This window comes from Novosphingobium aquae (assembly GCF_037572715.1).
GTDB lineage: Bacteria > Pseudomonadota > Alphaproteobacteria > Sphingomonadales > Sphingomonadaceae > Novosphingobium > Novosphingobium aquae.
In genome coordinates this window covers 198630-212734 of sequence record NZ_JBBHJY010000008.1, presented here as the reverse complement: position 1 = coordinate 212734, position 14105 = coordinate 198630, and the positions used below count along the sequence as shown (strand labels likewise).

The window sequence follows — 14105 nt, the reverse complement described above, 5'->3', positions numbered from 1 at the left end:
CGCACAATATTCCTCACGATCCAGCTCTTGCCTGCAGTAGAAAAATACCGCCCGGTCTGCCGCCGAATTGTTCAACCTCCGCTGCGCAGAGGTATTGCATCGTCGCGTCCTCGCCAAGATCCCGATTAAGCGCCATCAATATGCCCTGCTGCGCGGGGTTCGCGCATTCGCAGCGAGACGACAAACGCTGCGCCGCAGACTAATGCCAGATACCAGCCAAACACCCATTCCGCTCCCGCCTGTTTCAACTGCAGAGCGACGAATTCGGCCGTACCTCCGAAGAGAGCGGAGGCGATCGCGTGTCCGAGTCCGACTCCAAGTGCGCGGACTTCGGTAGGGAACAACTCAGCTTTGAAAAGCCCCGAAACAGACGTGTAGAAGCTCAAGATAAATAGGGCGCACGCAATTAGCGCGAAGGCTTGGTACGGGTCCGATGCTCCCTCAAGCGCAGAGAACAGAGGGACGGCTGCAATCGTCATACCGCCTGTGAATAGCAAAAGACACGTTCGGCGCCCGATCCGATCAGAAACAGTCCCGATGATGGGTTGCAGGAGCATGAAACCGAGTGTTGCCACAATCATCACTTTGCTCGCAGCAGGCGCATCTAGGCCGGCCGTATTGACGAGGTATTTCTGCATGTATGTTGTAAAGCTGTACAACGCTAACGCGCCCGCCGCGCTAAGTGTCATCACGGTGAACATCGCGCGCGGATGCCGCGCGAGCGCTCGCAGAGATCCGGCGTCACTTGTCTGCCTGCTCACGGTCTCATGCATTTGGTCTTTGAAAAGTAGAATGCTAATCGCCGCGATCGCGCCAATTGCGAATGGAATACGCCATGCCCCTTCTCGCAACGCGACCTCGCCAAGTAGCCATTGCAACAGGCCTAGAATGAGCAATGCGCTCAGTTGCCCGCCGATTAGCGTCACAAACTGGAAAGAAGCGAAGAAGCCCCGCTTCCCTGATTCTGCAACTTCGCTGAGATAGCTTGCCGCCGCGCCATATTGGCCGCCGCTTGAAAAGCCCTGCATCAGACGTGCTATCAGGAGAAGTACAGGCGCGGCGACTCCGATAACTTCGTAACCGGGCAGAATGGCGATCAGCAAAGACCCAGCGCCCATAAGCAAAACCGAAGTAACCAGCGCAGCCCGTCGGCCTCGACGGTCGGCAAATCGACCGAAGTACCAGGCACCGATCGGGCGGACCAAGAATCCCGCTGCGTAAATGGCGGCGACATTGATAAGCTGCGCGGTCCGGTCCCCCGAAGGAAAAAAGGACGCTGCGAAATATAGAGCGGTATAGGCGTAAGCGTAGAAGTCGTACCATTCTATTAGATTGCCTGCCGAACCCGCGATCGATGCACGAAGCCGCGACCGGCGATCAAGCGAGCGGATATTGCCGGCCTGTGAAATCTCCGACTCTAATCCCTGAGGTATCATGTAACCGCCTCCGCAAGGGGGGCTTCGACAATTTCGCTGGCGCCAATGAGCAATGGAGAGCGATGACCCTTGTGATGCGAGCACAGACTGTGGCCAATAGTCGTAACATCATTGATCAACGTGCCGCGCAGTAGCTCGTTCATGGTCACACCTCTCTCGCCGGTACCGCTGGCAACTGGCAAAGTTCGAGAGCGCGTGAACGCACTACCGCGACCTGAACAACCTGCGGATGCAGTCTTTCGATCCAAGCCTTGCGCCAAAGGTCATTGGCTTCGGTCGCAATCACTCCCATGGCTTGTCAATTCCTCGCGCAGCTCTGCCTTGCCGCTGTGGTATCCCACCACACGCATATTTTTCGTTCAACTGGTCCCCCGGCAAGCACCAAGAGCAAAAAACTAACGGGGCCAAAGATCGATCAGGATCTGGTGCGCTAAGATCAGGTCTGTCGGTCGATACTGTGAAATCCACTTGCCGAGTGTCGCCTTCCGATCCCCAAATCCACTGCGACCCGCTCACGCGGCAGACCACTGGTCAGCGCAATGCGCACCGCCTCCTGCTTGAACTCTTCTGAATGCTTGATCATCTCGTCGGTCTCCTGCTGCGAGCTCTAAACGCTCAGGTGACCGGCGCAAAACCGTTACAAGTCCATGCTGACGGTAACCGCGAACATAGCCAACATTCGCTGTCTCTGATTGCCAGTCGAAACTGGCCCTACGTTCAGTACTCCTGAGAGAATCATCTTGGAAGTATCATGGTCCATTCCAGAAAAAATGAAGCAAGATAATAGTTTGTCCGCTCCCGCGACGGAACCAATGCGCGGCTCGCGGATTATGATCCGCGCCGGCTTCAAGAGACCGGGGCGTGTGCACGCGATTGCACCTAGGGTATTTCCATGAATTTTTCGGTGAACCGTATGGCGCTGCTCAGCAGTGTTTCGTCTGTTGCAGCATTTCTTGTCATCCCGACTGCCGTTCAGGCACAGTCGACGTCCTGCTCGCAGACAGGCTCGACGATCACGTGCATTGATGGCGCATCGACGGTTCTGACCGCAAGCGTGCCTGCAACGACCAATACGGTTGCTGGACCCGGTCTGGTTACGGTCGATGCAACTGGCGCATCCACGATCAGCTACACAGCCACTGGTCCGATCGCGACGACTGGCGGACGCGCAGTCAGCCTGACCTCAACCGGCGGTGCTCTTGGCTTCGTGCCAACGGGCAGCACTGCGCCAGTAAACATCAGCACGACCGGCGGCGTTGGCGCCAATGGCCTGACGCTGATCACGCCGGGGCAAGCTGCAGTCGCCACCGTCGGAAACATCTCGACGAGCGGCGCCAACTCCTTTGGTGTCCTCTCAACTGCCGGCACCGACTTGACGCTCCGCACGGGCAACATTGTGACGACCGGCATCACCAGCACGGCTATCGATGCTGGCGCGCAGACCGGCAACATCAACATCACGGCAGGCAACATCAATGCATCGGGCCGCGGCATTCGCACCGCGACATCGAACGCCGGGACAAACACCATAGTCGTTGGCGACGTCACGACCGGAGCTTCGGGCATCCTCGCCAACGGTGGAACGGTCTCGGTGACAACCGGGACGATCACGACGTCGACCAATAGCGGAACGACAGCGGGCGGATTCGGTGCCGCAGCGCAGGCCTTCGCCGGCAATGCCACGGCGCGCACCGGCGCAGTCAGCACTGTCAACGGGGCCGGTGTGATCGCAAGTGCCATCAATGCCACCGGATCAGCCGATATCAGTGGCTGCCCAAGCGTTTCGACTACAGGCAACAATTCAACAGCAGTCGTAGGACAGGCTAACGGAACCGGCTCGGTTACGATCAACTGCGGCGTGCTCACCACGACCGGTGCGAACAGCAACGGTGTCTTTTCGCAATCGAACGGCGGCAATATGGTGGTCAACATCTCCTCTGCCTCGACAACGGGCGCTGGCGCTTATGGCCTGACGGCAAACACGAACGGCAGCGGCACCGTGACAACGAATGCCGGCACGATCACCACCACAGGTGCCGGCTCAACCGGACTGTTCAGCCGCGCAGGTACCGGTGCGATTGACGCCGGATATGGCAATATTACGACTTCAGGTGTCGGTGCGGGTGGCAATACCGCCAGTGCGCTCGACCTCGCCTCGGCCGGAACGATCAACCTGCGGGGCACCGGATCGACCCTGCGCACCAATGGTGCTGGCGTCACCGCCGCGCTCATTACTGGCGCGGGTGTGACCGGCAACCTCGGCAACGTCACCACTTCCGGTGCGGGAGCCCAGGGTGCGATCATTACCTCGACTGCTCCGGTGAACGTCACTGTCGGCAACGTTTCGACTACCGGGAATGCCCTCACGGTCAACGCCGGGACCAGCGCCGTCACCCTGACAGCCGGTACCGTCACAGCCAGCGAAGCCGGTGCAACCGGCACGGTGATCACCTCCACGGGCGCGATCGCCTTCAACGGCGGAAAGCAGACCGCTAACGGTGCAACTGCGCTGACCATTGCTGGCGGTGCCGGCGCAATCAACGCGACGGTCGCGGGAGCCGCCACCACCGGCAGCGCCACGGCTGTCGACATTGCCGGCGCGGGTCCGCTGACTTTTGCCAACACGGGCACCATCTCGACCGTCGGAGCGACCTCCACCGCGCTCAAGATCTTTGGCGTGACCAGCGCTACGGTAAATTGCGGCAACGTCTCCACCACCGGCGCCGCCAGCCCGGCGGTCCAGATCTCGGCGAATGGCACGACGAACGTGACTTGCGGCGCTGTCACCACCACCGGCGCGGGCAGTGACGGGGTGCTCGTCAACAATCTCGCGGGAACCACCACGGTCACCGGCGGAACCACGCTCGCGACCGGAACTGGATCGCGCGGGATTGTCGTGACCTCATCGGCGCCTGCCGCAGTGGGTCTTGTCACGCTCAACACGGGAACCGTCGCCGCCAACGGCAATGCGGTAATCGCCGGTGCCTCCAATGGCGCCAATGTGGTCGTCAATGCTACCGGCAACGTGTCCTCAAACACTGGCATTGGCATCCTCGCCAGCACCAGTGAAACGACTGCCGTTACGATCGGCGCGGGAACGACGACCACAGGTGTCCAGGGAGTCAGCCTGCAAGGCACTGCCGGCAACACCCTCGTCGTCAACGGAACTTTGCGGAACACCGCAGGCACAACGCCTTACACGGTGCTTGCTGGCGGCCCGTTCACGCTGACGCTGGGATCGGGTGGCACGATTGTCGGCCCGCTGCAGTTCACCACCGGTAATGACAGCTTCAACAACCAGGGAAGGTTCGCGGCGCCTGCTTCGCTCGATTTCCTGACCGGTAATGATACGCTCAACAACAGCGGAACGCTGACAGCCTTCACCGGTACATCGGCAATCGCAAATCTTGAGACCTTCAACAATGCCGGAGGCCTGATCGACCTTACGGACGGGGCGGCGGGCGATGTCCTGACGCTCACCAATTCCAACTACGTTGGCTCGGGCAATGCTCGCCTGGGGATTGATGTCGTGGGTTCTGGCGGCACCCTTGTCTCTGACAGGCTCGTCGTGGGCGGGACAACCGGGGGAACAACTACGGTTCTTGCCAACGTGGTGACTCCGGTCATTGATACGACCGGCGCTCTGGTCGTCGATTCCACGCTCAATAATGGCGCTTCCGGACAATTCGTTCTGGGCGGTCAGTCGCGATACGGTTTCGTCAACTATGCCCTTCAGGTCCGCGGCGGTGATACCTTCATCGTCTCGACCCCTGATGCCAGCATCTATGACACCATCTTCGTAGGCCGTCAGATGCGCGACCTGTGGTACAAGTCGGCCGACACCTACACGGCCTACGCCACTGCCCGCCGGATCTCCTTCGGTCAGGAACGCAAGAGTCCGATCGGGTTCTGGGCGCAGCTCTACGGCGGATCTGAAAAGTCGGGCGATACAACTCGCACCACTTCGGTATTCGGTACGTCATTCGGCGTTACGGACCGCGTAAAGACCGACTATCGCGGTGCACAGGGCGGCATCGACTTCGGAGGCTCGAACTTCGTGATCGGTGTTACCGGGGGTTACGCCAAGGCAACCACGCCGGAAGCAGCCGCGACACGTATCAGCACGGAAGGCCGGAACTACGGCGCCTATGCCCAGTTCGGCATGACCACCGGCCTCTATGCCGGCGTGCTCGTCAAGCATGACGATTACCACACGGACATGTTCAACGGCCTGGTGCAGGAAGGTTCGGTCCAACCGAACGCGCATAGCACTGGTGCCGAGGGCGAAGTCGGCTTCCGCACTGGCGGCGAAGGCAACATCAACTTCGATATCGGCGCTGGAGCGGCATACGTCCGCCACAGCATCGATACCTTCACGTTTGGTAACGTAACGTTCGATGCGGACAAGATGACCAGCATCCGCGGTCAGGTCCATGCCCGGGCAAGCTTTGCCGGAACCACTGCGCCCTTCATCGAAGTTCGCGGATTCCACGAGTTCAGGGGCGAAAACGGCTTCCTGGTGCAGAGCGGCTCAAACTCAAGCTTCCTCGATGGCAACAAGAAGGGAACCTGGGGCCGGGTTGAAGCCGGTATCGGCGGCGGTACTGGCGGTGGTCCGATCGTCAGCGCCTGGGCCGATTTCGGAGATACCCGTGGCTACGGTCTGCGCGCAGGCTTCCGCTTCTAAAGTCTGACACGATGAGTGAAGTGCCGGGTAAGTTGGAAACGACTCACCCGGTACTTTTGCGAAATTGAGGTTTCCGATCGGAAGGTTCCTACCAAGACGCAAATTGCCACTGGGCTTACGGCCATTTGGGATTTCCAACGGTATGAATGGACGACGGTGTTCCCAGCCATCTGCACTCGAAAATTCGCAACTCAGATAAAGGCGCGAGGGAGTGCTGTCCTGGTTGGACCCGATGAATGAGCGGCCGCTATTGCGATCAGCCGGGAAAAGTTGCCGTTCCGGATTGCCCAACGGATTGGTCATTCCGGACGTCGTTCAGCCTTTGCTTTCCAACTCCGCGATCCGCTCCGAACAGACCTCGTGGACAACCTGGCCAAGTTCTTCGACCCGCTGGCCGAGCCAAGCCAGCTCTTCGTCGCTGATCCGGTAGTGCTTCGAATATCGCGCCTTGACGTAGGCTTCCTTGAGCTTCTCGAACAGTGCGCGTTGCTTGCGGTTTTCGGCGGGCCAGACGTAAGTCAGCCGCCGATCCAGCCGCTCGGCCTGGGTGCGTAGGAAGCCGAGATTGTGCACGTGTGGGGTATAAAAGGTGCAGACCAGCAGAACGCAATGATACAAACGTTCGCAAGCTTGGTGCAGATCAAACGCAGCCTTTTTGTAATCGCTATCGTCCATCGCGTGCCGATAGCCGCGCATGAAACTTTGTGCGCTTGGCGACCAGTCTTCAAAATATTCCTGCGCCATTGCCAGGGCCTGTTTGGGCGTTTTGGGTTTGGGCGTGTGCAATTCGATGTCGTCGCTCTCGTAGAGCGCCACGCCGTCCTTGGCGACGTCCATGAAAAAGTAGCGGCCATGGGCAAGCCCGTCGTTCACTTCCTGCAGGGTGTGAACGATGAAGTTGACGGGCGTGCCGAGCGTGCCGGTGATGCCGTATTCGCGCATCAGCCGGTCATCGAGCTTGGCCCAGTACTTGACCCGGTCGGTGAGCCGCTTGTCATTGACGATGATCAGCAGGTCGAAGTCAGATTTGTAGCCCTTGGCCGTGTGCGGCTCATCGATCCACCCGCCGCGCGCGTAGGACCCGTAGAGGATCACCTTGAGGATGCGGCCAGCCTTCTTCCATTCGTGTTTGGCCAGCGCGAAGGCGTCTTCGAATTCCTCAAACAGGATCTGCACGACGCGCTCAAGCTCGCGCTGTTTGTTGGCCGGAAGATGATCAAGGTCGGTGCGCATCAGACACTCATGCTAGCAGAGCAGAACCTGACCTGCCCAGTGGGGCCAGCGCAAAATGCCCCACATTCGAGGTAACTGCTATGCCGGCCGCGATCGCATGGATTTGCGCCAGAGCTTGTCGCTGTGCGCCGCCGCGCGATCGGGGCTGAATGCGGCTTGTCTCTCGCAATCCCGCAGGCTCCGCTGGAAGTTGCCGCGACATTTGCGCGGCGTTGCCAATGGAAGCCATGCCATGCCCGAGAGGATCATTCGCCTCAGAACCGTGCTCGATCGCACCGGCCTGTCCCGCACGACCGTCTACCGCAAAATCGCGGAAGGAACGTTCCCCAGGCAGATCAAGATCGGAGTTCATGGCACAGGCTGGCACGAAAGTGCCATCGATGCCTGGATCGCCGATCCTGCCGGTTGGCACCGCGCGCAGAGCAGTTAACACAATCACGCTGCCTTGAGTTGTTCACCAGTTGAAGCCTTGGCCGGGACGCTCGCGCAGTAGTCCGCCCAGGCATCCATGAGTCCCCGGCGCTTGTCGAACAGGTCACCGCGCCGATAGGCAGCTTCCGCCTTGTTGCCGATGGTGTGGGCGAGCGCCATCTCGCAGACCTCATGCGAGAATCCGGTCGTCTCCGATGCCCAGTCGCGAAAGCTTGACCGGAATCCGTGCACGGTCACCTCGCTCTTCATTCGGCGCAGAAGCATGGCCATGGCCATCGACGACAAGGGCTTGCCTTCCTTGGGACCTGGAAAGACATGGCCTTCCTCACCCAGCTTGCGCATGGCCTTCAATACCTTCACCGCGCGCGCCGACAATGGCACCCGGTGTTCGCGCCCTGCCTTCATCCGTTCGGCAGGAATGGTTCATATCTGCCGTGCCAGATCCATCTCGCGCCATTGTGCGCCGTAAACCTCGCCCGACCGTGCTGCAGTGAGCACGGTAAACTCGAGCGCTGCTGCCGCGACGGCATCGCGCTCCCTGAGCTTACCCATGAAATCCGGCACATCCTCGAACGGCATCGCTGCATGGTGACCGCGTGACAGGCGTTTGCGCTTGGGCAGCAGCTGGTCGAGATGACCGCGCCAGCGTGCCGGGTTCTCGCCCGAGCGGTGCCCCTTTGCCTTGGCGGCATCGAGCACGTTCTCGATACGCCCGCGCATGCGCTCGGCCGTTTCCGGCACGCGCTTCCAAAAGGCCTCGAGCACCTTCAGCACATCCTACGTTGTGATTGCGTCGACCCGCTTTGCCCTGATCGGTTCAGCATAGGTCTTGAGAGTCATGACCCATTGGTGGGCGTGCTTGGAATTACGCCACGATGGCTTCATCGCTTCGATGTAATCATCGGCGCATTTACCAAACGTCGGGAGCTCCTTGTGCCGGGCTCGTTCAGCCTTCGGATCGCCGCCAAGTGCGATCACTTCGCGCAGCCGTGCAGCTTCCGTTCGGGCATGAGCAAGCGAGAGGTCCCTGGCACTTCCCAGTCCTAGCTCGACGCGCTTGCCCGACTTCCCATACAAAAAGATCCAGCGCCGCTTCTCGGCACTATCAACGTACAGGTAAAGGCCGCCGCCATCCGAATGCCGGCCCGGCTCCTTCAGCCGCGCGACCTGCACCGCGGTGAGCTTGTTGAGTGTCCTTCCAGCCATCATCCGTTCTCCTCGCGGCGGCGCTCTCAAAGTGCTCCGCCTAACGTTGGCACCCCACTTTCATGTCGTGCTTGAACGGTATCGCTCGGAATGAATCGGGACAAGAATAATCAGATTATAGCTTAATTATAGTGTGTTATAGGAAATTCTGGAGGCTTACCGAAAACGCTGGAGTAGCATTCTAGGCGGACTCCCGCTCCGCCATCTTCCATTAGAATTTTCATGTTTTACTGGGGGCTGGTATTTTGCTCCAAGCGATCAATCCTTCGCGCCGGGACAGGCTCAAGGCAAACGACGCCGCCGACGGATCCGGGACATAGGCTATGCCGTCGGTCAGCGGATCCATCCAGTCCGCCGTGGTCATTTCATTGCCATCGCTTCGCCGCCAGACGCCGGGTTCGCGAAATTCCATCGCCAAACCGCCCCGGGCCGCGCGGGCACGGGCCAGTGCCGCGACGAAGTCTTCGAGCTGCCGATCGCGGTTCTGCCAGTCGATCCAGCCGATGGAATTGTCCTGACAATAGGCATTGTTGTTCCCGGCCTGGCTGCGGCCGAATTCATCACCAGCGGTGAGCATGACCGTGCCGATAGAGGCGAACAGCGTTGCCAGCAGGGCGCGCTGGTCTGCTTGGCGGCGGGCGGTGATTGCGGGGTCGCTGCTCGGCCCTTCGGTGCCACAGTTCCATGACTGGTTGTCACCGTGCCCGTCGCGGTTGTCCTCGCCGTTGGCATGGTTGTGCCGCTCGGCATAGGCCACGGTATCGGCCAGTGTGAAACCGTCGTGCGCGGCGAGGAAATTGACGCTGCGGCAGTCCTTGCCGAAAATGTCCGATGAACCGGCGATGCGCGTGGCCAGCGCGCCGATAGCGCCATCACCGCGCCAGAACCGGCGTACGTCGTCGCGGAAGCGATCGTTCCATTCTAGCCAGTTCTGCGGGAACCTGCCCAGCTGATAGCCGCTGGGGCCGATATCCCAGGGCTCGGCGATCAGTACCCGGTCGGCGAGCAGCGGGTCGGCGGCGATTTCGGCAAAAATCGGGGCGTCCTCACTAAAGCCGGGACCGCGCGCCATGATCGTCGCAAGGTCAAAGCGGAAACCGTCAACGCCGCAATGGCGCACGAAGTGGCGTAGGCTGTCCAGAACGAGCGCGCGCAATGCCGGCCGGGCGAAATCGAGCGTGTTGCCGCAGCCGGTATCGTTGATTAACGAGCCATCCGGCGCATGAGCATAAGCGGCATTGTCCAGCCCGCGCAGCGAGAGCACGCCGCCATGAATGTCGCTCTCACCCGTGTGGTTGAACACGAGGTCGAGGATCACGCCGATCCCCGCCTTGTGTAAAGCCGACACCATCTCGCGCAGTTCCGTCACGCCGCCGGGACAAATGCCCGGATCGAGCGCCATCAGGGCGACCGGATTATAGCCCCAGGCGTTTGTCAGGCCGAGTGGCGGCAGGTGGCGCTCGTCGATCCATGCGACCACGGGCATGAGCTCGACGGCGCCGACGCCAATCTCTTTGAGGTGCGCGATCACCGCCGGGTGCGCCAGCGCCGCCACGGTGCCGCGCAGATTGGCGGGCACATCGGGATGTTGCATAGAGAAGCCCCGGACGTTGACCTCGTAGATCAGATCGCCGCGCGCGAAACGGGGTTTGCGGCGGCGGACTGTCGGCAGCCGCTCTGGCACGATGGCGCGAGGGACAATGCCAGCCGTGTCCTCACCGAACGCCGCAAGGCTGGGGTGCTGAAAGAAGCGCCTGTCGAGTTGGATCGCATAGGGATCGACGAGCAGCTTCGCCGAATCGAACCAGTGCCCGCGATCCGGCGCCCATTCACCCTCGGCCCGGTAGCCATAGCGCGCTCCCGGCACTTCTGCGGGAAGCTCTGCCAGCCAGTCATCACCATCACGGCGCATGGCGATGCGTCTTTCCGCATCGCCATCGAACAGGCAAAGCCACAGCGCGCTCGCCTCTGGAGAGCGGACCACAAAGCGGGTTCGCCCCCGGCCGATGCTGGCTCCGTAGGGCCGGGTCACGTCACCACATCAGGTGCGGCTCGCCCTGTATGGCGGACGATGCCCGCGATCGCTTCCGCCGCTGCGACCAACGCGGACAGGGCATCGCCAGTCTCGCGGTCAAGCGCGCCGCCGGCTGGTTCGTAAGCCTCGAGATAGACCCGCAGAGTTGCGCCTTCGGTGCCGGTCCCGGACAGGCGGAACACCACGCGGCTGCCGCCTTCGAACATAACGCGAAGGCCCTGATTGGCGCTGGTCGATCCATCGACGGGGTCGGTATAGGAAAAGCTATCCGCAGCCGCGACAACCAGCGCCCCGATTCTGCGCCCCGGCAGAGCCGGAAGGGCGGCCGTGACTTCTGCGATCAGCGCATTGGCCGCCGCGCTGTCGATCGCTTCGTAATCGTGCCGGGCGTAATAATTGCGCCCGAAGCGGGACCAGTGTTCGCGCACGATGGCATCGACGCTTTGCCCGCGCACGGAGAGCACGTTGAGCCAGAGCAGCACGGCCCAGAGCCCGTCCTTCTCGCGCACGTGATCCGATCCGGTCCCGGCGCTTTCCTCGCCGCAGATTGTCGCCTTGCCCGCATCAAGCAGCGTGCCGAAGAACTTCCAGCCGGTTGGCGTTTCAAAGCAGGGCACGCCCAGCGCTTCGGCCACGCGGTCAGCCGCTGCGCTGGTCGGCATGGAACGGGCGATACCCTTGATCCCTGCCGCATAGCCTGGGGCAAGGTGGGCATTGGCCGCAAGCACGGCGAGCGAGTCCGAAGGGGTGACGAACCGGCCCCGGCCGATGATCAGGTTGCGATCGCCGTCGCCGTCCGAAGCCGCGCCGAAATCGGGCGCATCGGGGCCCATCATCAGCGCGTGGAGTTGATGAGCGTGAACCAGATTAGGATCGGGGTGATGTCCGCCGAAATCCTCGAGCGGCTCCCCATTGCGGACGGTGCCCGGCGCGAAACCGAGACGCCGCTCAAGGATCTCGACCGCATAAGGCCCGGTCACCGCGCTCATCGCGTCAAAGGCCATGGTCATGCCGGCATCCACCGCGCGGCGGATCGCGGCGAAATCGAACACGCTTTCCATCAGCGCGGCATAGTCCGCCACCGAATCGATCACTTCGACCGTCATCGCGCCGACCTGCGACACGTCGATGGCATCGAGATCGATATCGGCGCTGTCCTCTGCCAGCCATCGGTTGATAACTTGCGTGCGCGCATAGATCGCCTCGGTCACGGCTTCGGGTGCAGGACCGCCGTTGGCGATGTTGTACTTGATGCCGAAGTCGCCTTCAGGCCCGCCCGGATTGTGGCTTGCCGAAAGGATCAGCCCGCCGCTTGCCCGATATTTGCGGATGACGTGGCTGGCCGCCGGGGTCGATACGATACCGCCCTGCCCCACCAGCACGCGGCCATAGCCGTTGGCCGCAGCAATGCGGATCGCCTGCTGGATCACCGTCCGGTTGTGGAACCGCCCGTCGCCGCCGATGACCAGCGTGCTGCCTGCCTCCACGCCGATGGCATCGAAGACCGACTGGATGAAGGTTTCGGCATAACCCGGCTGCTGGAATACCTGCACTTTCTTGCGCAGGCCCGATGTGCCGGGCTTCTGGCCGGGGAACGGCCGCGCGAGGTGAGTGATCACAGTCATGCCTTGCCCACCAGTTCGCGGTACAGCCCGGCGTAAGCCGCGCCGCTGTTGGTCCATGAGAAATCGGCCTTCATGCCGTTGCGCTGCAGGGTCTTCCATTCGCCCGGCTGGTAATAGAGCGCATTGGCGCGGGTGATCGCGGCGGCGAGCGCATGGTAATTGACGCCGTTGAACTGAAATCCGGTCGCCACCCCGGCCGCACGTGCCGCAAGGTTGGCGTCGATCACCGTATCGGCCAGCCCGCCCGTGCGCGCCACCACCGGCACGCAGCCATAGGCAAGCGCATAGAGCTGCGTCAGCCCGCAAGGCTCGAACCGGCTGGGCACGAGGATCGCATCGCCGCCCGCCTGCATGCGGTGCGACAGGGCTTCGTCATAACCGATCCGCACCGCGATCTTGCCCGGATGGCGCGCTGCCCCTTCCTGCAGGCCCGCAACGAGAGCCGCGTCCCCGCTGCCCAGCAGCGCCAGCCGTCCGCCAATCCCGGCAAGGTGATCCAGCACCTCGACCAGTACGTCCATGCCTTTTTGCCAGGTGAGCCGGCTGACGACGATGAACAGCGGCCCGTCGCCCGGTTCCAGCCCGAATTCCGCCTCTAGCGCGCGCTTGTTTGCCGTGCGGCGGGCCAGGGTCCGCTCGGTGAAAGGGCTGGCGATATGGGGATCGCTGGCGGGGTTCCAATCGGCGCTGTCTATGCCGTTGACGATGCCGCGCACCCGGTCGCCCCGGCTGGCCACCAGTCCTTCCAGCCCCATGCCGAACTCGGGGCTGCGGATTTCGTCGGCATAGGTCGGGCTGACCGTGGTGATCACGCTGGCGGCTTCCATGCCGGCCTTCAGCATGCCCACGCCGCCGTGGTATTCCACGCCGGTCATCGACCATGCCGATCGCGGCAGGCCCAGTTCGCGGAAGGTTTCCTTCGGATAATATCCCTGAAAGGCCATGTTGTGGATGGTCATGACCGATGGAACGGACTTGCTGCCCTTGACCGGCGCAAAGCGCAGGTAGGCCAGCGCCATGGCCGCCTGCCAGTCGTGCGCGTGGACCAGATCGAAACGGCGTCCTTTGACAAGGCCTCCGGCGAGGTCCGCGGCCGCTCGGCCCAGTGCCGCAAAGCGCCGCCAGTTGTCCGCCCAATCGCGCGCCTGCGGATCAGTGTAGAGCCCGCCCTGCCGGTCAAAGAACGCCGGCGCATCGAGCACGATTAGCGGCTGCGCACCCAGCTTGCCCGCAATCAGGCGAGCTGGCTGGCCGAGCAGGCTGTCATAGGTATGCAGCACCTTTGCCCGCTTGATCCCGGCCATGACCGCCGGATAGCCCGGCAACAGTGTGGTCATTTCAACACCGTGCTGAGCCAGTGCACCCGGCAAGGCTCCGGCCACGTCAGCCAGCCCGCCGGTCTTGACCAGCGGTACGGCCTCCGAGGCAACCGAGAGAACGGCCAATCCCAT

Annotated in this window: 8 protein-coding genes and 2 pseudogenes; 2 read left to right on the top strand and 8 right to left on the bottom strand. The window is 61.9% G+C overall.

Annotation, left to right across the window (positions count from 1 at the left end):
- Positions 1 to 125 precede the first annotated feature (125 nt).
- Both WG900_RS15830 and WG900_RS15825 read right to left on the bottom strand, forming a co-directional pair.
- Positions 126 to 1436: an MFS transporter gene (locus WG900_RS15830; RefSeq protein WP_339968588.1), complete on the bottom strand. Its 1311-nt coding sequence runs from the start codon at positions 1434 to 1436 to the stop codon at positions 126 to 128.
- A gap of 434 nt (positions 1437 to 1870) precedes the next feature.
- A pseudogene (locus WG900_RS15825) lies at positions 1871 to 2019 on the bottom strand (transposase); the annotation flags it as partial.
- A 309-nt stretch (positions 2020 to 2328) separates the two neighbouring features.
- Between WG900_RS15825 and WG900_RS15820 the strand changes: the two are divergent.
- Entirely contained in the window at positions 2329 to 6123 is a 3795-nt protein-coding gene (locus WG900_RS15820; RefSeq protein WP_339968585.1) for a beta strand repeat-containing protein, read from the top strand.
- A gap of 315 nt (positions 6124 to 6438) precedes the next feature.
- Here the strand turns inward: WG900_RS15820 and WG900_RS15815 are convergent, their stop codons facing one another.
- Positions 6439 to 7356: a HEPN domain-containing protein gene (locus WG900_RS15815; RefSeq protein ID WP_339968582.1), complete on the bottom strand. Its 918-nt coding sequence runs from the start codon at positions 7354 to 7356 to the stop codon at positions 6439 to 6441.
- Positions 7357 to 7588: 232 nt separating this feature from the next.
- On the opposite strand from WG900_RS15815, the gene WG900_RS15810 reads away from it, so the two are divergent.
- Entirely contained in the window at positions 7589 to 7786 is a 198-nt protein-coding gene (locus WG900_RS15810; RefSeq protein WP_339968623.1) for a helix-turn-helix transcriptional regulator, read from the top strand.
- A gap of 5 nt (positions 7787 to 7791) precedes the next feature.
- Here the strand turns inward: WG900_RS15810 and WG900_RS15805 are convergent, their stop codons facing one another.
- From WG900_RS15805 to glgA, 5 genes and pseudogenes are all read right to left on the bottom strand, one after another.
- The gene (locus tag WG900_RS15805; protein WP_339968580.1) at positions 7792 to 8193 is read right to left on the bottom strand and encodes a tyrosine-type recombinase/integrase; all 402 of its coding nucleotides are present in this window, start codon (positions 8191 to 8193) and stop codon (positions 7792 to 7794) included.
- A gap of 18 nt (positions 8194 to 8211) precedes the next feature.
- Positions 8212 to 8994, bottom strand: a pseudogene (locus WG900_RS20235) (tyrosine-type recombinase/integrase).
- Between the two features lie 220 nt (positions 8995 to 9214).
- Positions 9215 to 11026 (bottom strand): glycogen debranching protein GlgX, encoded by a 1812-nt coding sequence (glgX, locus tag WG900_RS15790; protein WP_339968572.1) that lies wholly within the window; start codon positions 11024 to 11026, stop codon positions 9215 to 9217.
- On the bottom strand, positions 11023 to 12654 hold the full coding sequence (locus WG900_RS15785; RefSeq protein WP_339968569.1) for an alpha-D-glucose phosphate-specific phosphoglucomutase: 1632 nt from the start codon (positions 12652 to 12654) through the stop codon (positions 11023 to 11025). Before WG900_RS15785 ends, glgX begins: the two co-directional genes overlap by 4 nt.
- Positions 12651 to 14105, bottom strand: a complete 1455-nt coding sequence (glgA, locus tag WG900_RS15780; RefSeq protein ID WP_339968567.1) for a glycogen synthase GlgA — start codon at positions 14103 to 14105, stop codon at positions 12651 to 12653. Before glgA ends, WG900_RS15785 begins: the two co-directional genes overlap by 4 nt.